At 67.5% G+C, this 21,003-nt stretch carries 18 protein-coding genes and 1 pseudogene; 7 read left to right on the plus strand and 12 right to left on the minus strand.

Features of this window, described 5'->3' with window-relative positions; translation table 11 throughout:
* Nucleotides 1-87: 87 nt before the first annotated feature.
* Together Q1W68_RS00440 and Q1W68_RS00445 are read right to left on the minus strand one after the other, a co-directional pair.
* Entirely contained in the window at nt 88-822 is a 735-nt protein-coding gene (locus tag Q1W68_RS00440; protein ID WP_300648951.1) for a 16S rRNA (uracil(1498)-N(3))-methyltransferase, read from the minus strand.
* A complete protein-coding gene (locus tag Q1W68_RS00445) occupies nt 822-1,913 on the minus strand; it encodes a phosphotransferase (RefSeq protein ID WP_300715417.1) in 1,092 nt (363 codons plus the stop codon). Before Q1W68_RS00445 ends, Q1W68_RS00440 begins: the two co-directional genes overlap by 1 nt.
* 143 nt (nt 1,914-2,056) lie before the next feature.
* Here Q1W68_RS00445 and lptD point away from each other — a divergent pair, with 143 nt between their 5' ends.
* Genes lptD through rsmA form a run of 3 tightly spaced genes read left to right on the plus strand, consistent with a single transcriptional unit; the run spans nt 2,057 to nt 6,696 of the window.
* Nucleotides 2,057-4,522, plus strand: a complete 2,466-nt coding sequence (gene lptD, locus Q1W68_RS00450; RefSeq protein WP_300715418.1) for an LPS assembly protein LptD — start codon at nt 2,057-2,059, stop codon at nt 4,520-4,522.
* Entirely contained in the window at nt 4,515-5,903 is a 1,389-nt protein-coding gene (locus tag Q1W68_RS00455) for a peptidylprolyl isomerase (RefSeq protein ID WP_300648957.1), read from the plus strand. The genes lptD and Q1W68_RS00455 overlap by 8 nt, the downstream gene beginning before the upstream one ends.
* A gap of 28 nt (nt 5,904-5,931) precedes the next feature.
* Nucleotides 5,932-6,696 carry a 16S rRNA (adenine(1518)-N(6)/adenine(1519)-N(6))-dimethyltransferase RsmA gene (rsmA, locus tag Q1W68_RS00460; RefSeq protein ID WP_300648959.1) on the plus strand — a complete coding sequence of 255 codons (765 nt, stop codon included), beginning with the start codon at nt 5,932-5,934 and terminating at the stop codon, nt 6,694-6,696.
* A gap of 190 nt (nt 6,697-6,886) precedes the next feature.
* Here the strand turns inward: rsmA and Q1W68_RS00465 are convergent.
* From Q1W68_RS00465 to Q1W68_RS00495, 7 genes and pseudogenes are all read right to left on the minus strand, one after another.
* A pseudogene (locus tag Q1W68_RS00465) lies at nt 6,887-7,282 on the minus strand (barstar family protein); the annotation flags it as partial.
* Between the two features lie 54 nt (nt 7,283-7,336).
* On the minus strand, nt 7,337-7,759 hold the full coding sequence (locus Q1W68_RS00470; RefSeq protein ID WP_300648961.1) for a ribonuclease domain-containing protein: 423 nt from the start codon (nt 7,757-7,759) through the stop codon (nt 7,337-7,339).
* A 221-nt stretch (nt 7,760-7,980) separates the two neighbouring features.
* Nucleotides 7,981-10,308 (minus strand): NADP-dependent malic enzyme, encoded by a 2,328-nt coding sequence (locus Q1W68_RS00475; RefSeq protein WP_300715419.1) that lies wholly within the window; start codon nt 10,306-10,308, stop codon nt 7,981-7,983.
* A gap of 141 nt (nt 10,309-10,449) precedes the next feature.
* Nucleotides 10,450-11,400: a 1-phosphofructokinase family hexose kinase gene (locus tag Q1W68_RS00480; protein ID WP_300648965.1), complete on the minus strand. Its 951-nt coding sequence runs from the start codon at nt 11,398-11,400 to the stop codon at nt 10,450-10,452.
* A 28-nt stretch (nt 11,401-11,428) separates the two neighbouring features.
* A complete protein-coding gene (locus Q1W68_RS00485) occupies nt 11,429-12,004 on the minus strand; it encodes an MOSC domain-containing protein (protein ID WP_300648966.1) in 576 nt (191 codons plus the stop codon).
* Nucleotides 12,005-12,008: 4 nt separating this feature from the next.
* Nucleotides 12,009-13,406: an aminopeptidase P N-terminal domain-containing protein gene (locus tag Q1W68_RS00490; protein ID WP_300715420.1), complete on the minus strand. Its 1,398-nt coding sequence runs from the start codon at nt 13,404-13,406 to the stop codon at nt 12,009-12,011.
* A gap of 46 nt (nt 13,407-13,452) precedes the next feature.
* Nucleotides 13,453-14,208: a nucleotidyltransferase family protein gene (locus tag Q1W68_RS00495; protein WP_300648969.1), complete on the minus strand. Its 756-nt coding sequence runs from the start codon at nt 14,206-14,208 to the stop codon at nt 13,453-13,455.
* A gap of 175 nt (nt 14,209-14,383) precedes the next feature.
* Here Q1W68_RS00495 and tkt point away from each other — a divergent pair, with 175 nt between their 5' ends.
* The 4 genes from tkt (at nt 14,384) to Q1W68_RS00515 (ending at nt 19,121) form a co-directional block, all read left to right on the plus strand.
* Complete coding sequence (gene tkt, locus Q1W68_RS00500; RefSeq protein ID WP_300715421.1) at nt 14,384-16,456, plus strand: transketolase; 2,073 nt, start codon at nt 14,384-14,386, stop codon at nt 16,454-16,456.
* 42 nt (nt 16,457-16,498) lie between these two features.
* Nucleotides 16,499-17,497 carry a type I glyceraldehyde-3-phosphate dehydrogenase gene (gap, locus tag Q1W68_RS00505; protein WP_300715422.1) on the plus strand — a complete coding sequence of 333 codons (999 nt, stop codon included), beginning with the start codon at nt 16,499-16,501 and terminating at the stop codon, nt 17,495-17,497.
* A gap of 115 nt (nt 17,498-17,612) precedes the next feature.
* Nucleotides 17,613-18,200: a TetR/AcrR family transcriptional regulator gene (locus Q1W68_RS00510; protein ID WP_300648975.1), complete on the plus strand. Its 588-nt coding sequence runs from the start codon at nt 17,613-17,615 to the stop codon at nt 18,198-18,200.
* Nucleotides 18,201-18,221: 21 nt separating this feature from the next.
* The gene (locus Q1W68_RS00515; RefSeq protein WP_300648977.1) at nt 18,222-19,121 is read left to right on the plus strand and encodes an alpha/beta fold hydrolase; all 900 of its coding nucleotides are present in this window, start codon (nt 18,222-18,224) and stop codon (nt 19,119-19,121) included.
* A 29-nt stretch (nt 19,122-19,150) separates the two neighbouring features.
* Here Q1W68_RS00515 and Q1W68_RS00520 read toward each other — a convergent pair whose 3' ends face one another.
* The 3 genes from Q1W68_RS00520 to Q1W68_RS00530 form a co-directional block, all read right to left on the minus strand.
* Nucleotides 19,151-19,951: an SPOR domain-containing protein gene (locus tag Q1W68_RS00520; RefSeq protein ID WP_300648979.1), complete on the minus strand. Its 801-nt coding sequence runs from the start codon at nt 19,949-19,951 to the stop codon at nt 19,151-19,153.
* The gene (locus tag Q1W68_RS00525; protein ID WP_300715423.1) at nt 19,945-20,748 is read right to left on the minus strand and encodes a biotin--[acetyl-CoA-carboxylase] ligase; all 804 of its coding nucleotides are present in this window, start codon (nt 20,746-20,748) and stop codon (nt 19,945-19,947) included. The genes Q1W68_RS00520 and Q1W68_RS00525 overlap by 7 nt, the downstream gene beginning before the upstream one ends.
* Before the next feature lie 7 nt (nt 20,749-20,755).
* The coding region (locus Q1W68_RS00530) for an SET domain-containing protein-lysine N-methyltransferase (RefSeq protein WP_300715424.1) at nt 20,756-21,003 on the minus strand (248 nt) is incomplete at its 5' end.

Genomic DNA, 21,003 nt, shown 5'->3' on the forward strand with positions numbered 1-21,003 from the left:
CCCAGAGCCTGAACGATCAGGCCGCTCGATTGAATGCCACCGTGGCGGTGTTCCGCCTCGTGCCGGAAACCGCCTGAGGCGGCGCGTTCAGGTCAGTGCGAGCGTCAGGGCCGCCAGCGCCGCGGTTTCGGCTCGCAGCACGCGCGGACCCAGGGTCACGGGCACGAAACCCGCCGCACGGGCCTGGGCATCTTCTTGCGGATTCAGGCCACCCTCGGGGCCGCTGAGAAAGCACACGGGCGTGTTGGGCGCCACCGCTTGCAAGACCTGGGCGAGTGGCCGTGTGCCCTCCGCCAGCGAAAGCAGACAGCGAAGCTCGGCTGCGGTGGCGTTCACCGGCGGCAGCGCCTTGAGCCAGGCGGCGACATCGGCAACGGGCTGCACCGTGGGCACGCGGTTGCCGCCGCACTGTTCACACGCCGCAATGGCCACCGACTGCCAGTGCGCCTGTTTCTTGGTGGCGCGCTCGCCCGCCAGGCGCAACACGCTGTGCGCGGTGTGCAGCGGTTGCAGCGTGGCGACGCCCAGTTCGCCCGCCTTCTCCACCAGCCAGTCCATGCGGTCGTTGGCGGGCATGCCCACGGCGAGCGTCACGGCGCGGCCCGGTTCGCGTTCGGTGGCGGTGTGGGCGCCCACGGTCACGTCCACGTCGGAGCGGCCCATGCGGGTGATGGTGGCGGCCCACTCGCCGCCTTCCCCGTTGAAGAGCGTGATGACGTGTCCGGGCTGCAGGCGCAGCACTTGCACATGGCGCGCGGCCGACGCGGGCAGGGCCAGGCTCTGGCCGGCGAGCAGCGGCGCGGGGCAGTGAAAGCGCGGCATCAGATCCGCCCGAAGGCGTAGCCCGAGGCGGCCTGCAGGCCCTCGACCTCGTCGATCAGTTGCAGGAAGGGGCCGAGCGCCCGGTAGCGGTGGGCGGTGTGGCGGATGTAGCCGATGAAGCGCGGCGCATCGGCCAGGTACTTCGGCTTGCCGTCGCGCAGCGTGAGCCGCGCGAAGATGCCGGCCACTTTCAGGTGGCGCTGCAGGCCCATCCACTCGACCGAGCGGTAGAAGGCGCCGAAGTCGGCGTGCCAGTCTTCGAAGTCCATCAGGCCGGCCTTGCGTGCCTTTTCCCAGTAGCGCACGGTCACGTCGATCACGAAGTCCTCGTCCCAGGTGAGGAAGGCGTCGCGCATGAGGCTGGCGATGTCGTAGGTGATGGGGCCGTGCACCGCGTCCTGGAAGTCGAGCACGCCGAGTTGTTGCGCGGGAGTGTCGCCGGGCTGGCGCGGCAGCATCAGATTGCGCGGCATGAAGTCGCGGTGAACGTACACGCTCGGGGCGTTGAGGTTGTGCGCGACGATCGAGTCGAAGGCCTTCTGCAAGGTGTTGGCCTGCGTGTCGTTCAACGCCAACTGTTTGTGCTGCTGCAGGTACCAGTCGGGAAACAACTGCAGCTCGCGGCGCAGCAAGGCTTCGTTGTAGGGTGGCAGCACGCCGGGTTTGGACGACAGCTGCCAGGCGAGCAGCGCGTCGAGCGCCTGCATGTAGCGCCCGTGGTTGGCCTGCGCGTGGTCGGGGTCGATGCCGTCGAGCATGGTCTGGTGGCCCAGATCGCTGAGCAGCATGAAGCCCTGCGGCTCGTCCCACGCCAGCACCTCGGGCACCAGCAGACCGGCCTCGCGCATGAGCGTGGCCACGTGCACAAACGGCTGGCAGTTCTCGTGTGCGGGCGGTGCGTCCATCACGATCAGGCTGTGCCCGGCCTGCGTGTCGATCCGCAGGTAACGCCGGAAGCTGGCGTCGGCCGATGCCGCTCGCAAGGTGGCGGGCAGCAAACCCAGCCGGTCGGCCAGCGGGCCCAACCAGGTCGAAAAAGCGGCTTCGCGCTGGGGATCGGCCCACTCGACGGCGGTGTTGGACTGGGTCATGGTGGTGGGTGTTTTTGCGCCATTTGTCAATGGGCCGCACGCGGGATCGCGCAGTGGATAATGGCCGCTGATTCTACAAACCCCCTGTGCCGATCCGCGGGCTTCGCACGCTTTTGATCGACCCGGTCAACGACTTCCTCCCCTTGAATCGCCGCATCCACCCACCCTGTGTTTCAGCCCTGTCCGGTGGGCACGAGCAGCCCCGCCTGAAGGCAGCGCCCGTGGCGTTGGCGGTGCGCGGTTTGATCGCGGTGCTCGCGCTGGGCGCCCACACGCTGGGTCACGCCCAGTCGGGCGACGGTGATGAGGCGCCACAGCCCGGCATGTCGTTGCGCTCCAGCGGCATGCTGCTGGAGACCCTGCCCGAAGACGCGAAGCGCCAGGCGCCGACCTTTGTTTCGGGCGACCGCATTGAAGGCCAGACCGACGGCGTGACGGCGGTCGAAGGCAGCGCCGAGCTGCGTCGCCACGACACCGTGATCCGCGCCGACCGGCTGCAGCTCGACCAGCGCACCAACGATGCCCAGGCCAAGGGCAACGTGCTGATCAACCGCAGCGGCGACCGGTTTCAAGGCCCGGAGCTGCAGATCAACGTCGAGACCTACCAGGGCACGTTCACCCAGCCCACGTTCAACCTGCTGCAGAACGAAGGCCAGGGCGACGCCAGCCGCGTGGACTTTCTGGGCGAGGACAAGGCCGTCGCCTTCGATGCCCGCTACTCCACCTGCCCGCGCACGCCCGGCGCCGACTGGATGCCCGCCTGGATGGTGCGCGCCACGAAGATCGAGTTCGACAACGTCGCCCAGACGGGGACCGCCACCAACGGCGCCCTGGAGTTCAAGGGCGTGCCCATCCTGGGCTGGCCCCACTTTTCCTTTCCGCTGACCGATGCGCGCAAGTCCGGCCTGCTGCCGCCCACGCTCAACATCGACAACATCAGCGGCCTTGAGGTCACGCTGCCCTACTACCTGAACATCGCGCCCAACCTGGACGCGACGCTCTACCCCACGTTGATGAGCAAGCGCGGGGTCGACCTGGGCGGCGAGCTGCGCTACCTGCAGCCCACGTACGCGGGCCAGGTGCGGGGCGCCTTCATGCCTTCCGATCAGCTGCGCGATGCCAACCGCTGGAGCTACACCGCCCAGCACAACCAGACCTTCACCGGCAGCAGCGCGGCGTTTGGCGGCTCGGCGGGCCTCTACCTCAACCTCAACCGCGTGAGCGACGACGACTACTGGCGCGACTTCCCGCGCGCCACCGCATCGCTCACCACCCGCCTGCTGGCCAGCGACGCGGTCTACAGCTGGGGACAGGGTCCTTGGTCGGTGAGCGCGGGCGCCTACACGTGGCAGACGCTGCAAGACGTCGACGCGCCCATCACGCCGCCTTACGACCGCCTGCCCTCGGTGGCCGTGCGCTATGGTCGCAGCGACGCGCAAGTGGCCAACCTCAGCGGGGTCGACTGGTCGGTGCTCACCGAGTACACCCGTTTCCAGTCGGTGCCGGGGCTCACCGGACAGACCAACGGCGATCGCGCGCTCACGGTGGCCGAGATCAGCCGGCGCTTCCAGGCGCCGGGCTGGTTCATCAAACCGCGCGCCCAGATCCACGCCACCCAGTACAGCTTTGACAGCGCCCTGGCGAACGGCTCGCGCAGCGCATCGCGCGTGTTGCCCACGGTCAGCCTGGACAGCGGCCTGATCTTCGAGCGCGATGCCAGCTACTTCGGCCGCGGCTTCACGCAGACGCTGGAGCCACGCGCCTTCTTCACCTGGACGCCCTACCGCGATCAGCGCCTGCTGCCCAACTACGACTCGGCGGCCAACGACTTCAACCTGGCCTCGATCTACACCGAGAACGCCTTTGGCGGCAACGACCGCATCTCCGACACCCGCGCGGTCACGGTCGGCGTGAGTTCGCGCCTGCTCGACCCCGACACCGGCGCCGAGGTGGTGCGCCTGGGCGTGGCCCAGCGTTACCTGTTCCGCGACCAGGAGGTGTTCCTGCCCAACGCCACCGGGCTGGCCGGTGGCGACCCGATCAACGAGCGCCTGAGCGACATCCTGCTGGCCGCCCGCGTGCAGTGGAGCCCGCGCTGGCTGACCGACGCCAACGTGCAGTACAGCCCGGGCGACCGCCAGTCGGTGCGCACCACCCTGAGCGGGCGCTACACACCCAGCAACTTCCGCGTGCTCAGCGCCGCGTACCGTCTGCAGCGCGGCAGCAGCGAACAATTCGACGTGGGCTGGCAGTGGCCGCTCAGCGACCTGTTGGGTTCGCCCGCAGGCCCGGCGGTGCGGGGACGCGCCTTGGGTCCGGGCCAGTGGTACAGCGTGGGCCGCATCAACTACAGCGTGCCCGACCGCAAGGTGGTCGACCTGGTCGCCGGCTTCGAGTTCGACGGCGGCTGTTGGCTTGGGCGCGTGGTGCTCGAGCGCCTGCAGCGCAGCAACGCGTCGGCCAACCAGCGTATCCTGTTCCAGCTGGAGTTCACGGGTTTTTCCCGCCTCGGCTCCAACCCGCTGAAGACCCTCAAAGACAACGTGCCGCGCTACCAGTACCTGCGCGAAGAAATCAACCCGCCCAGCCGGTTCCAACAATATGACTGACCGCTCCTCACACCCCCGCTTCCCCCGCCTGGCCGTCTGGCTGCTGTGCAGTTCTCTGCTCGGGGCGTCGGTTGTGCACGCGCAGGCACTGCGGCCCTCCAGCGGATTGCGCGTGCCCACCGCGCCAGCGGCCTCAAGCGCCACGTCGCGCACCGCCGACTTCATCGTCGCGCTGGTCAACTCCGAGCCCGTCACCAACAACGAAGTGCGCCAGCGCATGGTGCGTCTGGAACAGCAGCTCACCCAGCAATCGGCGCCCGTGCCCGAGCGCGACCAGCTCGCCCGCCAGGTACTCGAACAGATCATCAGCGAGCGTGCCCAACTGCAACTCGGTGCCGAGTTGGGCATCCGCGTTGACGAAGCGGCGCTGGCGCAGGCCGAGCAATCCATTGCCGCGCAGAACCAGCTCACGCCCGAAGAGTTCCGCCGCCGCATCGCCGCCGATGGTATCGACATCAACCAGTTGCGCAACGACCTGCGCAACCAGCTGCTGTTGCAGCGCGTGCGGGAGCGCGAGGTCGACTCCAAGGTGCGCGTGAGCGAAGCCGATATCGACGACTTCATCCGCGAGCGCCAGGGCAGCAACGACGTGTCCAGCCTGCAGCTCCACCTGGCGCAGGTGTTCATGTCGGTGCCCGAAGACGCGGCGCCCGACCGCGTGCAGGCGTTGCAGGCGCGCGCCCAGGGCGTGGCCGATCGCGCCCGCGCGGGCGGTGACTTCGGCGAACTGGCGCGCGAGTTCTCCGAAGGCGCGGAACGCGTCAATGGGGGCCAGTTCGGCATGCGCCCGGCCAACCGGTTGCCAGAGTTGTTCGTGGAAGCCACCCGCTCGCTCAGCGCGGGTTCGATCGTCGGTCCTTTGCGAAGCCCGGCGGGTTTTCACGTGCTCAAGGTCATCGAGAAGCGCCAGGCGGGCCTGCCCGATGTGACCGTCAACGAAACGCGGGCACGCCACATTCTCCTGCGCCTGAGCCCGCAGCTCAGCGAAGCGGATGCCGTGGCCCGGCTGGCCGGATACCGCCAGCAGATCGCCAGCGGACAGGCGACCTTCGAGGCCCTGGCGCGCGAGCACAGCCAGGACGGATCGGCGCAGGACGGTGGCAACCTGGGTTGGGCGCAGGCTGGCCAGTTCGTGCCCGAGTTCGAGGCCGCCATGGGGCGTTTGCGTCCCGGCGAGATGTCGCCTCCCGTGGTGTCGCGTTTCGGCGTGCACCTGATCCGCGTGGACGAGCGCCGTCAGAGCACGCTGTCGGAGCGCGATCAACGTGAAATGGTGCGTGGCCTGGTGCGCGAACAAAAGATCAACGAAGCCCTGCGCACCTGGGTGCTGGACGTGCGCGGTCGCGCCTACGTCGAATACCGCGAAGCGCCGCTGTTGTGACCGTGCGGGTTGTTCAGGCGGCCGGCGCATGAAACACATCGCCCGCAAGCGGTTCGGGCAGCACTTCCTGACCGATGGCGCCATCATCGACGCCATCGTCGACGCCATTTCGCCGCAGCCCGGTGACGCCATGGTGGAGATCGGCCCTGGCCTGGCCGCGCTCACGCAGCCGCTGGTAGAGCGCCTGGGCCGCTTGACCGTGATCGAACTCGACCGCGACCTGGCGGTGCGCCTGCGGGCACACGCCCAGCTCCAGGTGGTGGAGTCCGATGTGTTGAAGGTGGACTTCACTGCGCTTGCTTCGCAGTTGGCAGTGCCCCGGCTGCGCGTGGTCGGGAACCTGCCCTACAACATCTCCACGCCCATCCTCTTCCACCTGCTTGACCACGTGAACGTGGTGCAGGACCAGCACTTCATGCTGCAGAAGGAAGTCATCGACCGCATGGTGGCCCGCCCAGCCACGTCCGACTACAGCCGCCTCTCCGTGATGCTCCAGTGGCGTTACGCCATGGACAACGTGCTGTTTGTGCCGCCCGAGAGCTTCGACCCGCCGCCACGCGTGGACAGTGCCATCGTTCGCATGGTCCCGCTGTCCGAGCCACCAGCGATCGATGTGGCGCGCTTTTCAACCATGGTGCAGGTCGCTTTCAGCCAGCGCCGCAAGATCCTGCGCAACACGCTGGGCCGCTGGCTGGAGGAACAGGGCTTTGAGGGCGTGTTCGATCTTCAGCGCCGCGCCGAAGAAGTGCCGGTGAGCGAGTACGTCGGCCTGATCCAGACCTTGCGGGCATGAAAAAGCCGCTGCATGCGCAGCGGCTTTTGGGGGAAAGGCCTGGTCAGGCTGCCGCGAGCCAGTAACCGGCGTTGAACGGGCTGCTCATGCGCAGCGCCATCGGGCTCACGTCCAGGATCTTGTCCGTGGGCATGGGTTCGTCGCTCTGCACTTCGATCGGCTCTTCGCCCTTGGGTGAGCGCGCCACCGAAAACGAATAGAAGCAGCGGAACGGGATCTTGCGGTCCGACCAGTAATCGGCGGCGTCGCGGAAGATGTCCAGCAGCTGCTCGCGCGCTTCCTTGTCGAACTTGGCGTGCGCCGGGATGTGCTCCAACACCACGATGAAACCGGTCTGCGGTCCGGACTTGTGGACCATGTCGGTCATGCAGTCGTAGAGCGCGTCGAAGTTCTTGCCGAAGTGCGAGGGCAAGGTGTATTGCGCAGCGATCAATTCCAGCACGTCCTGCTTGCTCTGGGCTTTGGCCAGGTTGGCGTACAGGAAGTGGTGCCCCAAGTGCTCGGCCGCGGCCTGCAGGTCTTTCACGCCGTGGGCGCGAATCGACTGAACGATATTGGGTCGTACGTTACGAAGTGGCGTGTCCATCTCCGCGTCTCTTTCAAAGGTCAAAGTTAAAAAACCGATCTCACCACCCAAGACTCACTGCACGATCAGCTTGAAGCTGCTGTAGTGGTCTTCGGTGTAATAACAAGCCTCAGGCGCCTTGGGCTGCAATCCACCACACACGATCCGCCGGGCACCCCGGTGATTCAGACCCGGCGTGGGCACCGTGTATTCCCGGTAAAACCCCCGCCGTTGGCTCGGTAGCAACCTTTCCCGGTTGCCGAACACCGTGCCGTCTTTTTCGTACCGGAATGGCCCACCCTGCCGAATCAGATCCATCACTTGCCTGCCCTGCACGGGCAAACCGGATTCGACAAGCACGGCGGCGTTTGAGCCGGGCAGAAGTGGGTCTTGCGGTGTTCGAGCCTGCACCAAAAAGGTGCCCAGCGATGCCGCCAGAACCAGACCCAAGGTGAGTGTTGCCACACCTCGCGCACGCCCGATCCGCTTCAGGTCCATGAAATTCCCTGCTCCTGATGCAATCAACCCGCCTGCGACACGCCTCAAAAGAACACGCGCAAGCGCGTTTTGAGGGGGTGTTGCGGGGCGGGTTAACCCTGTATTCCAAGCCGCTTAGTGTGCCTGAGGCGGACCAAAAACGCAAGCGATTGCTGAAAAAGGAGGCAAATTCAACCGTCTGAGATGTATGAAAGAGTTAGTGCTTGCTTTTTCTCAAGGCTTCAGCGCGAAACGTTGGCGTCGGCCACGGTGAGGGCTGTCATGTTCACGATCCGGCGCACCGTGGCACTCGCGGTGAGGATGTGCACCGGCTTGTCGGCGCCCAGCAGCACCGGGCCGATGGCGATGTTGCCGCCGGCTGCGGTCTTGAGCAGGTTGTAGGCGATGTTGGCGGCATCGATGTTGGGCAGCACCAGCAGGTTGGCCGACCCTTTGAGGGTGGAGTTGGGCATCATCGTGGCGCGTGCCTCGGGGTCCAATGCCACATCTCCGTGCATCTCGCCGTCCACTTCCAGCCAGGGCGCCTGCTCGCGCAGCAGCTCGAGCGTGCGGCGCATCTTGATGGCGCTGGGCTGGTTGCTCGATCCGAAGTTGGAGTGCGACAGCAGCGCGGCTTTGGGCGTCAGGCCGAAGCGCAGAATTTCCTCGGCCGCCATCACCGTGATTTCGCACAGCTGTTCGGGTGTGGGGTCGTAGTTGACGTGGGTGTCCACCAGAAACACCTGGCGGCCCGGCAGCATCAGGCCGTTCATGCAGGCGTAGATGCGCACGTCCTGCGTGGTGCTCGGGCTGCCGCCAGCGCGTTTGCCGATCACCTGGTCGATGTACTCGAGGTGGTTGTGGGTGCTGCCCCAGGTGCCGCAAATCAGACCGTCCACTTCCCCTTTGTGGAGCAGCATCGAGCCGATCAGCGTGAGGCGCCGACGCATTTCGATCTTCGCCAGCTGCTGGGTCACGCCTTTGCGCTCGGTCATGCGGTGGTAGGTTTGCCAGAAGTCGCGGTAGCGGCTGTCCTGCTCGACGTTGACGATGTCGTAGTCGAGCTCTTCGCGCAGGCGCAGGCCGAACTTCTCGATGCGCTGTGCGATGACGGCCGGGCGGCCGATCAGTGTGGGGCGGGCCAGGCCTTCGTCCACCACGATCTGGCAGGCGCGCAGCACGCGCTCTTCTTCGCCCTCGGCGTAGGCCACGCGCTTGCGTGCTGCGGTCTTGGCCGCGGCGTAGATCGGTTTCATGATCGTGCCGGAAGCGAACACGAAGCTCTGCAGGCGCTCGCGGTAGGCCGCCATGTCGGTGACCGGGCGCAGCGCCACGCCGCTGTCGGCGGCGGCCTGGGCCACGGCCGGCGCGATCTTCATCATCAGGCGCGGATCAAACGGCTTGGGGATGAGGTAGTCGGGGCCGAACATCAGTTGCTCGCCGGCGTAGGCGGCGGCGATCACGTCGCTCTGCTCGGCTTGCGCCAGTTCGGCAATGGCGTGCACCGCGGCGATCTCCATTTCCACCGTGATGGTGGAGGCGCCGGCGTCCAGCGCGCCCCGGAAGATGTAGGGAAAACACAGGACGTTGTTGACCTGGTTGGGGTAGTCGCTGCGCCCGGTGGCCATGATGGCGTCGCCGCGCACGGCCTTCACTTCTTCGGGCAGGATTTCGGGGTTGGGGTTGGCCAGCGCGAAGATCAGCGGGTTGGCCGCCATGCTCTTCACCATGTCTGCCTTGAGCACGCCACCGGCCGACAGGCCCAGAAAAATGTCGGCGCCGACGATCACGTCACGCAGCGTGCGGTGCTCGGTCTTTTGCGCGAAGGCGATCTTGTCTTCGTCCATCAGTTCGGTGCGGCCCTCGTAGACCACACCCGCCAGGTCGGTGACCCAGATGTTTTCGCGGGGAATGCCCAGTTTGACCAGCAGGCCCAGGCACGCCAGCGCGGCGGCACCCGCACCCGAGGTCACGAGCTTGACGTTCTTGGGGTCTTTGCCGGCCACCTTGAGGCCGTTGAAGATGGCCGCGCCGACCACGATGGCCGTGCCGTGCTGGTCGTCGTGGAAGACCGGGATCTTCATGCGCTCGCGCAGCTTGCGCTCGATGTAGAAGCAGTCGGGCGCCTTGATGTCTTCGAGGTTGATGCCGCCGAAGGTGGGCTCCAGCGAGGCGATGATCTCGACCAGCTTGTCGGGGTCTTTCTCGTTGATCTCGATGTCGAACACGTCGATGCCCGAGAACTTCTTGAACAACACGCCCTTGCCTTCCATCACCGGCTTGGCGGCCAGCGGACCGATGTCGCCCAGGCCCAGCACGGCGGTGCCGTTGGTGATGACGGCGACCAGGTTGCCGCGGCTGGTGTACTTGAACGCGTTGACCGGATCGGCCACGATTTCTTCACACGGAGCGGCCACGCCGGGCGAGTAGGCCAGGGCCAGGTCGCGCTGGTTGGTGAGCTGCTTGGTGGCGGCAATCGCCACCTTGCCGGGCGTCGGGAACTCGTGGTACTCGAGGGCCGCTCGTCGCAGCTCGGCGCGTTTGTTTTCGGGGCTGTTGTCCATCGTCATGATCGTGTCTCCGGTCGTGCTGAATTCTTGCTATGTGAAAGCGAGTTGCGCATTCTAGTTCCGCGCCCGGGAAAACCCTAGTCGGTGGAACTGCGTAAATGGTTGGGGCGGTGCTGACTTTTTCGGGGGCAATGTGGGGCTTCACGCCGCGATCACCTTCACCAGCGGTTGCAGGTGGTGCACGTCCCGGGGCAGGCACAGACCCGTGCCCGGCGTGAGCAGCGCAGCCGATCCGGCCGCCATGGCCCAGCCGAACGCCTCGGGCAAGGCCCGTCCCTGCTGCAGCGACCAGACCAGGGCGCCCACAAAGCTGTCACCCGCGCCCACCGAGCTGGCCACTTCCACCGGAAGCGCCTCGGCCTGCCAGGCGCCATCGCGCGAAAGCAGCAGGGCGCCGCCGGCGCCCAGGGTGAGCGCCACCACTTCGGCCTGGCCGCGGTCGATCAGGGCCTGTGCCGCGGCCCGCCAGTCGGCGGGATGTTCCAGCGGCAGGCCGGTGAGTTCGCGCAGCTCACGCAGGTTGGGTTTGACGAGGAACACACCGGCCAGCAATGCTGCGGCCAGCGCCGGGCCCGAGCTGTCGAGCACCAGCCGCACGCCGCGCTGGCGGGTCGCCTGGGCCAGCCGGGCGTAGAAGTCGGCGGGCACGCCGGGTGGCAGGCTGCCACTGGCCACCACCAGTGTCAGCGGTTCGGGGCAGGTGTCCACCGCGTCCAGGCAGGCCTGCCATTCGCCTTCGCTCAGGGTGGGTCCGGGCAGCACGAAGCGGTATTCGGCGCCGGTGTCCAGCGCCTGCACGGTGAAGTTCTCGCGTGTTTCCTGCGCAATGGGCAGCGCGCGGGCGGGCAAACCGACGTGCGCGAGGTGTCCCGTGAGCCACTGGCCCGCTGCGCCGCCCGCGGGGTAGAGCGCCTGGCTGTGGCCGCCGAGCCGGTGGACCACACTGGCGACGTTGAGGCCGCCACCGCCGGCGTCGCGCCCGGCTGGGCCGCACCGCAGCTTGTCGGTCGGCACAACCCGATCGGTGTGGGTGGACACGTCCACCGAGGGGTTCATGGTGAGGCACAGCACGGTGCCTGCAAGCGAGGTCATCCGGCGTTGTACTCCATGCGGGCGGATTTCAGCGCAGGTGCTTGAGGCGTTTGGCCGCAAAGGCCTCGCTCACGCGCAGGCCGCGCGTTCCGGGCTCCAGCGTGAAGGTCTGGCCGCTTTCTATGGGGCCCGGCTGCGCCACCGACAGGTAAAAGCCCGGGCACAGCCGATCCGCCATGAGGCGGCTCGCGTCGCGCAGGCCCATGATGGCGTTGAACTTGTAGCAAGGTTCTCTCGGCGCGGTCACGCGCAGGCTGCAGCCGGGGAAGCGCAGCAGGTCGCCGATCCAAACCTCGGTTTCCAGCAGGCCTTCGATCGTGAGGTTTTCGCCCAGAAAGCCGGGGGGCAGCGGGTCGTCGAACAGGCTCGCACCCTGCTTGCTGCGTTGCGCCTCCCAGAAGGCGTAGTGTTCTTTCGGGTAAGCGTAGACCGCTTTGTCCAGTCCGCCGTGCACGCTGAGGTCGGCCTGCTCGTCGCCCAGCAGACCCAGCGGCATCACCGCCACCGCCCCGGGCACGGCCGTTTTGCCGATGGCCGAGACGACATTGCGTGAACCGATGCGCAGGGCGCGCGCGGCGCCGGTGTTGACGCTGAGAACCTGCATGGCCTCAGCCGCGCATCAGCGCTTCAATCTCCAACGCCTCGACCGGCACGCCGCGCGAGATCAGCTCACAGCCGGTCTCGGTGACGATGGCGTCGTCCTCGATGCGGATGCCGATGTTCCAGAACGGCTCGGGCACGCCCTCGGCCGGGCGCACGTAGAGGCCGGGCTCGATGGTGAGCACCATGCCGGGACGCAGGATGCGGCTCGGGCGGTCCTTGATGGTCTCGCCACTCAGCGGGTCCTTGCGCTCGTTCACCGTGCCGAGCTCGGACGGCTCCACGTAGCTGCCGCAGTCGTGCACGTCCATGCCCAGCCAGTGGCCGGTGCGGTGCATGTAGAACTGGAAATAGCTGCGGTTGGCGATGACATCCTGCGCGCTGCCGACTTTGTTCCTGTCGAGCAGACCGACGTCAAGCAGGCCTTGCGCGAGCACCGCCACGGTGGCTTCGTGCGGATCGACAAAACGCGCGCCGGCTTTGGTGGCGTTGACCGCCGCGATCTGGCTGGCCAGCACCAGGTCGTACAGCTCGCGCTGCGGACCGGTGAACACGCCGTTGGCCGGGAAGGTGCGCGTGATGTCGCTGGCGTAGCCGTCGAGTTCGCAGCCGGCGTCGATCAGCACCAGCTCGCCGCTGCGGATGGGCGCGGCGTCGGCACGGTAGTGCAGCACGCAGGCATTGGCGCCGGCGGCCACGATGCTGCCGTAGGCCGGGTACTGCGAACCGTGCTCGCGGAAGCTGTGCAGCAGCTCGGCGTCCAGGTGGTACTCGCGCACGTCCAGGCCCGCACGCAGCATGGCCGCGCTGCGCTGCATGGCGCGGATGTGGGCTTTGGCGCTGATCTGCGCGGCGCGGCGCATGGTGTCCTGCTCGAAGGCGTCCTTCACCAGGCGCATTTCGTCGAGCACGCCACACAGGTCGCGCTGCGCATCGGGGCACAGTGCGCCGTGGCGCACGCGGGCGCGCACCGGTTGCAGCCAGCCGTTGACCCGCCCTTCCAGGCCGGTGTGGGTGGCGAACGGGTACCACACGGTCTGGCGGTTCTCCAGCAGCCGCGGCAGGCGCTGGTCGAGTTCGGCGACCGAGAACGCGTCGCTCACGCCCAGGTGCTCGGGTGCGGCCTCGGGGCCCAGGCGGATGCCGTCCCAGATCTCGCGTTCCAGGTCTTTGGGCTGGCAGAACAGCGTGGTGCTGCCCTCGGCGGTGATCACCAGCCAGGCGTTGGGCTCGGTGAAGCCGGTGAGGTAATAGAAGTAGCTGTCGTGCCGGTAGAGAAAGTCGCTGTCGCGGTTGCGTGGGCGCTCCAGCGCGGTGGGCACGATGGCGATGCCGCCGGGGCCGAGCGAGGCGGCCACACGGGCGCGGCGTTCGGCGTAGAGGTGGGTGTGGGTGGTGGAGTCCATGGTTGCCATTCTCGGACTTTCGGCGTCCCGCCGTGTGCGGGGGGAATCAGCCCCGGTGGTTCAGTTCCTCAAGCCGCGCGGGCGTGCCCACATCCACCCAGAGCCCTGTGTAGATCTCCGCGCTCACCATCCCCGCTTCCATGGCCCGGCGCAGCAGCGGCGCCAGTGGCTCGGCCGTGCCTTGCGGGTTGCCGGGCAACACCTCGCACCAAGGCAGTTCAAACAGCTCGCGCCGGTACAGGCCGATGGTGCTGAAGGTCCAGGCTGGGTCGGCCCGGCCGATGGCGAGGCCGTCGGCGCCGAGTCCGAAATCACCGTTGGGGTTGTGGGGCGGGTTGGGCACCAGCCAGATGTGACCGAGCAGACCGCTGGCTTTGAAGCGGTCGACGCAGGCCTGACTGAAGTTGAAATCGGGCGCATAGACGTCGCTGGCCAGCACCCAGAACACCTCGGCCAGCAGCGGCAATGCGCGGGCAATGCCGCCGGCGGTCTCGAGTGCGTAGCCAAAGTCGGCACCCTCCCGCGATACCGTCACGTCGCAGCCGGGTTGCTCACGGCTCCAGGCCGCGCAGTGCTCGTCGATCTGCTCGCCCAGCCACGCGGTGTTGACCACCATGCGCCCAAAGCCGCCCGCGACCAGGGCTTCCATGGGCCACTGCATCAGCGGTTTGCCCTGCACCGGCAGCAGCGGCTTGGGCGTCACGTCGGTGAGGGGTCGCATGCGCATGCCACGCCCGGCGGCGAGCACCATGGCAGAGGCCAGAGGGGGTGGGGAGGCGGGTGCGGTGGCGAGTCGGTTCATGGGCTGCGGGTGGATGCCCGTGCCGGGCGCGCAGGGCCGCACGGGTCGAACAATTATGGGCTGGTGCGCCGCCGGGTTGCAGCGGCGCACCGTCGACGATGGCCTGGCCGATAAAATCCGTGGTTTTGCGCCGTCGTGCAAATCCCAGCCTCACCCCCATTTTTCGCACCCCCCCATGTCCGACACCGCCAGCACCCCCATCCCCACCGCCTCCGCCGTGTCAGCCCAGACCCAGGCCAACGCCATCCGCGCGCTGGCCATGGACGCGGTGCAAGCCGCCAACTCGGGCCACCCGGGCGCGCCCATGGGCATGGCCGACATGGCGGTGGCCTTGTGGGGCCGGCACCTGCGCCACAACCCGACCAACCCGCAGTGGGCCAACCGCGACCGCTTCGTGCTGTCCAACGGCCACGGCTCCATGCTGATCTACTCGCTGCTGCACCTCACCGGCTACAAGCTGCCGATCGGCGAACTCAAGAACTTCCGCCAGCTGCACAGCAAGACCGCCGGCCACCCTGAAGTGGGCATCACCCCCGGCGTGGAAACCACCACCGGTCCGCTGGGCCAGGGCATCACCAACGCGGTGGGCATGGCGCTGGCCGAGAAGCTGCTGGCGTCCGAGTTCAACCGCGACGGGCATGCCATCGTCGACCACCACACCTACGTGTTCCTGGGCGACGGCTGCCTCATGGAGGGCATCAGCCACGAGGCCTGCGCCCTGGCCGGTGCCTGGAAGCTCAACAAGCTGATCGCGCTGTACGACGACAACGGCATCTCCATCGACGGCCAGGTCACGCCCTGGTTCATCGACAACACCGCGCTGCGTTTTGCCGCCTATGGCTGGAACGTGATCGGCCCGATCGACGGCCACGACGCCGACGCCGTGGACCGCGCCATTGCCGATGCCAAGAACAAGGCCGACGCGCCGACCATGATCATCTGCAAGACGCACATCGGCAAAGGCAGCCCGAACCGCGCCAACACCGCCAAGGCGCACGGCGAGCCGCTGGGTGCTGAAGAGATCAAGCTCACCCGCGAGGCCCTGGGCTGGAGCCACGCGCCCTTTGCCGTTCCGAAAGACGTGTACGCCGCCTGGGACGCCAAAGACGCCGGCAAGGCCGCCGAAGCCACGTGGAACACCACCTTCGCCGCCTACAAGGCCGCCTTCCCCGAACTCGCCAAGGAATTCGTGCGCCGCATGAAGGGCGAGCTGCCGAAGAACTTCGCCCAGGTGGCGGTGGACGCGGCCGTGGCCGCCCACACCAAGGCCGAGACCGTGGCCAGCCGCAAGGCCAGCCAGCTCGCCCTCGAAACCTTCACCGCCGCGCTGCCCGAGCTGCTGGGCGGCAGCGCCGACCTCACCGGCTCCAACCTCACCAACACCAAGTCCACCCCCAGCCTGCGCTTCAACCTGGCCGGTGACGTGGTGAAGAACGAGCAAGGCCAGGGCGGCCGCCACATCAACTACGGCGTGCGCGAATTCGGCATGGCCGCGATCATGAACGGCGTGGCGCTGCACGGCGGCTTCATCCCCTACGGCGGCACCTTCCTGACCTTCAGCGACTACAGCCGCAACGCGATCCGCATGGCCGCGCTGATGAAGCAGCGCGTCATCCACGTGTTCACGCACGACTCCATCGGCCTGGGCGAAGACGGCCCGACCCACCAGTCGGTCGAGCATGCCGCCAGCCTGCGCCTCATTCCGAACCTGGACGTCTGGCGTCCGGCCGACACAGCAGAGACCGCCGTGGCCTGGGCCGTGGCGCTGGAGAACGCCACCCGCCCCACCGCGCTGCTGCTCAGCCGCCAGAACCTGCCCTACGCACCCAAGAGCGACCTGGGCGACATCAGCAAGGGCGCTTACGTGCTGGCCGAGCCGAGCGAAGTGGGCCTGAAGAAAAAGGCGCAGGCGGTGATCATCGCCACCGGTTCCGAAGTGCAGCTGGCGCTGAAGGCGCAGGAGCTGCTGGCCAAGGAACACAAGATTGCCGTGCGCGTGGTCTCCATGCCCAGCACCACCACCTTTGACCGCCAGAGCGCTGCCTTCAAGGCGTCGGTGTTGCCCGCCGGCGTGCCGCGCGTGGCCGTCGAAATGGGCTCCACCGACGGCTGGTGGAAATACGGCGTGGCCGCGGTCGTGGGTCTGGACACCTACGGCGAGTCCGCCCCGGCCCCGGTGCTGTTCGAGCACTTCGGCTTCACGCCCGCGAATGTGGCCGACACGGTGCGCGCCGTGCTGGCGAAATGAGTTTGTTCATCTTTGTTTGAAACCCTCCAGGAGACACGAGACATGACCATCAAGATCGGCATCAACGGCTTCGGCCGAATCGGCCGCAACGTGTTGCGCAGCGCGCTGCAGAACTTCGCCGACATCGAAGTCGTCGCCATCAACGACCTGCTGGAGCCCGAGTACCTGGCCTACATGCTGCAGTACGACAGCGTGCACGGCCGCTTCAAGGGTGATGTCCAGGTCGACGGCAACACCCTGGTGGTCAATGGCAAGAAGATCCGCCTCACCCAAGAGCGCGACCCCGCCAACCTGAAGTGGAACGAAGTCGGCGCCGACATCGTCATCGAATCCACCGGCCTGTTCCTGGACAAGGTCACGGCGCAGAAGCACCTGGACGCCGGCGCGAAGAAGGTCATCCTGTCCGCGCCTTCCAAGGACGACACGCCCATGTTCGTGTACGGTGTGAACCACGCCACCTACAAGGGCGAGGCCATCATCTCCAACGCCTCGTGCACCACCAACTGCCTGGCGCCGATCGCCAAGGTGCTCAACGACAAGTGGGGCATCAAGCGCGGTCTCATGACCACGGTGCACGCCGCCACCGCCACCCAGAAAACCGTGGACGGCCCGAGCAACAAGGACTGGCGCGGCGGCCGCGGCATCCTGGAAAACATCATCCCCAGCAGCACCGGCGCGGCCAAGGCCGTGGGCGTGGTGATTCCCGAGCTGAACAAGAAGCTCACCGGCATGAGCTTCCGCGTGCCCACCTCCGACGTGTCGGTGGTCGACCTCACGGTGGAGCTCAACAGCCCCGCCACCTACGCCGAGATCTGCGCCGAGATGAAGTCGCAAAGCGAAGGCGCGCTCAAAGGCGTGCTGGGTTACACCACCGACAAGGTCGTGGCCACCGACTTCCGTGGCGACACCCGCACCTCCATCTTCGACGCCGACGCCGGCATCGCACTCGACAGCACCTTCGTCAAGGTGGTGAGCTGGTACGACAACGAGTGGGGCTACTCCAACAAGTGCCTCGAGATGGTTCGCGTGATGGCCAAGTAAGTACCCGTTTGCATCGATCAAAAAAGCGCCCTCGGGCGCTTTTTTTGTTGCCCGGAGAACCTGCGCAACACGCCATGGCTTGACACTAGACCGACCGGTCTATAGATTTCGGGACATGTCCGAAGCACCCACCCCCGGTACCCGCGACCGCCTGATCGCTGCCATGACCGACGCCTTGCGCCGGCGCGGCCTGCACGGCATCGGCCTGACCGAGTTGCTGGCCCAGGCCGGCGCGCCCAAGGGCGTGCTGTACCACCACTTCCCCGGCGGCAAGACCGAGCTCGCCGTGGCCGCCATCGACGATGTGGTCGCGCGCATGCTGCGCGGGCTGGACGCCCTGCTGGCCAGCACACCCGAGCCGATCGAGGCCATGCGCCGCTGGATGGCGGGCGCCACGGGGCGGCTGAGCGACACCGGATTCGGCGCCGGTTGTCCGCTGGCCACCGTGGCCCTGGAAACCACGCCCGACGATGCGGCTTTGCGCGATGCGCTGGCCCTTGCCTTTGCCACCCTGCGCGAACGCATCGCACTGGCGCTGGAACAGCACGGCGAGCCGCAGGTCCAGGCCCGGGGCATCGCCGCCCTGGTTGTGGCCACTTACGAGGGCGGGTTGTTGCAGGCCCGCGTGGCCCAGAGCATCGAACCCATCACGCAGGCCACCGACACCTTGCTGTCCCTGCTCACCACCCGCGCCAGCCGCTGACCCCCGAACAGGAGACCCACCGTGACCACCGACACCACCACCCAGGACGTGCGCACCGAGCGCATCACGCTCACCGCGGCCGACGGCTACCCGCTGGTCGCGCACCGCTTTCACAGCCCTGGGCCGCCGCTGGGTCACCTGGTGGTGGGCGGCGCCACCGCCGTGCCGCAGGGTTTTTACAAGCGTTTTGCCGAACACGCCGCCCGGCGCGGCTTTGACGTGCTCACACTCGACTACCGCGGCATTGGCCAGTCGGCACCGAGCACGCTCAAGGGCTTTCGCATGGACTACCTCGACTGGGGCCGGCTGGACCTGGCCGCTGGTGTCGAAGCCATGCGCCAGCGCGGCATGCCGCTGTTCCTGGTGGGCCATTCCTACGGCGGCCATGCGCTGGGCCTGCTGCCCGACCCCGGTGCGGTGGACGGCGCGTACACGTTTGCCACCGGCGCCGGCTGGCACGGCTGGATGCCGCCGCTGGAACGCCTGCGCGTGCTGTTCATGTGGCGTGTGCTGGGGCCGGTGTGGACGCGCATGCACGGCTATTTGCCCTGGAGCAGGCTGGGCATGGGCGAAGACCTGCCGATCGACGTGTACCGCCAGTGGCGCCAGTGGTGCCGTTTCCCGCGCTATTTCTTCGACGACCCGGCGATGAGCGCCACCACCGAGCGTTTCGCGGCCGTTCGTTTTCCCATCGTGGCGGTCAATGCACTGGACGACGCCTGGGCACCGCCGGCCTCGCGCGACGCCTTCATGGCGGGCTACCGCAACGCAGCGGTGCGCAGCGTCACCGTGGATTCGAGGCGCTCGGGTCTGGGCGCCATCGGCCACATGGGCTACTTCAGGCCCAAGGCCTTGCCGCTGTGGAACGAAGCGCTGGACTGGTTTGCCAGCCTCGGTCCACACCGCACGCCCGGCGTTTGACGCTGGCGGGAACCCGCTGGCCGTGCGCCTCAGACGCAGCGTTGCAGGCGCTTGCCCGCCATCGCCTCACCCAGGCCATCGATGGCGCTGCGTTGCGCTTCATTGATCGAGGGCAGGCGCAGGTTGGTGCTCACGCTCTCGGCCCGCTCCTGCGCCACTTTGGCGGTGCGGATGCCGTCGCGTTCGGCCTTTTGCCGGGCCTGTTGGGCGGCGGCCTCGGTGGAGAACGTGCCCAGCGCCAGCCCGGGTGCCAGGCCGGGCGCCGTGATCTCGCGGTAAGCCACACCCAGGGCTCGCAGCTCGTCCTTCTTCCGATCAAGTTGCTGCTGGTTGTCGTAGCGCCCCATGTAGACGATCCAGCGGCCACCGCTGCGCACCTCGCTGAATGAAAACCCGGCGGCGGGCAGCCCCAGCAAGGCCAGCTCGGCGCGCAGCAGCTCGGCTTGTGCCGCCGTGAAGCTGCCGACCTGCCAGCAGGCGCGCGGGCCGTTGCTGGCCGTCCCCGGGTCGGCTGGTGCGGCAACCGGAGCGGGCGCAGGAGCAGGAGCAGGCGCAGACGCAGACGCAGGTTCGGTTGCGGCGGGGACGGGCTCTGGTGGGGAGACGGCAGCGGCCACGGGGGTCGCGGGTGCCACCGCACTCGCCTGCCGAACCGGGTCGGCCTTGGGTCCGTTGAGCAGGCGCAGGGCTTCGGGCCGCACCTGCTGGGTCAGCCGTTGCGGTTCGCGCTGCTCGGCGGGCTTCAGGCCCAGCGTGTCCAGGTACCCCTGCGACCACGCAAAATAGCCCACGTTGCCCAGCACCAGCAGGCAGATCACCCACCTCAACATGGCCGGACGCTCACTTCGGCGCTGGACACCGTCTGCATCCCGCGCTCGGTCAGCACCTGCAGTGCGCCATCGCTGTTCACACCGCAAGCCGTGCCGCGCGTCCCATCGGAGAGTTGCACCGCTTCGCCCTGCAGGGCGTCGAGCTGGCCGAATCGCTGCACAAAGGCGGCGAAACCTTGCGAGGCAAACGCTTGCACGTCGCGCACCAGCGCTGGCGCCACGCGCTCCAGCACCTCGCCTGGCGTGATCCCCACCAGCACCTCGGACAGGCCGGCCGGCGCCATGGCGGTGACCGCGGCACCGTCCGGCACGAGCGCCCCCACCACCGAAGCTTCGGGCCGCGCCACGTTGATGCCCACGCCGATCACCACCATGCGCTGCCCCTGGCCGACTTCGCCGTGGCCGGCGGTTTCCACCAGGATGCCGCCGAGCTTGCGCTGGTGCAGCCAAAGGTCGTTGGGCCACTTCAGGCGCACATCGGGGTGCAGGCTGTGCGCCAGGCTCACGCCGACCGCCAGCGACAGGCCCGACCAGTTCGCCGGCGCCAGTGGCAGTGCCAGTGAAAACGTGAGGGATTGGCCAGGCTTGCTGTGCCAGCCCTTGCCGAGCCTGCCGCGCCCTGCGGTCTGGTCCTCGGCGGCCAGCAGCACCGGCTCCATCAGGCCGCTGCGCGCACGGCGCATGAGCTCGCTGTTGGTGGAGTCGATGGTGGGCAACACCTCGACGGTGAAGCCGTGCAGCGTCGGCTCAACCGCCTGCCAGACGGCTTCTGCGTGGCGGATCAGGGAGTCGGCCATGAGCCGTTCAGCCCAGTTTCGAAGCCTTGCCCGCGCGCTTGGGCGCCAGCAAGGTGCCGCGGCACTTCTTCGCGCCGCACCAGCAGGGGTATTCGGCCTTGAGTTTGGGTGTGTAGGGCTCGTCGATCACCAGCCCGTAGTCGTAGAACAGTTCCTCGCCCGCCTTGATGTTGCGCTGCGCCCGGATGAACACGCGGCCATCGTCCACCTCGGCTTCGCAGTTGGGCGCGCAGCTGTGGTTGATCCAGCGCGCCG

Source organism: Hydrogenophaga sp. (genome assembly GCF_030158645.1).
Classification (GTDB): Bacteria; Pseudomonadota; Gammaproteobacteria; order Burkholderiales; family Burkholderiaceae_C; genus Hydrogenophaga.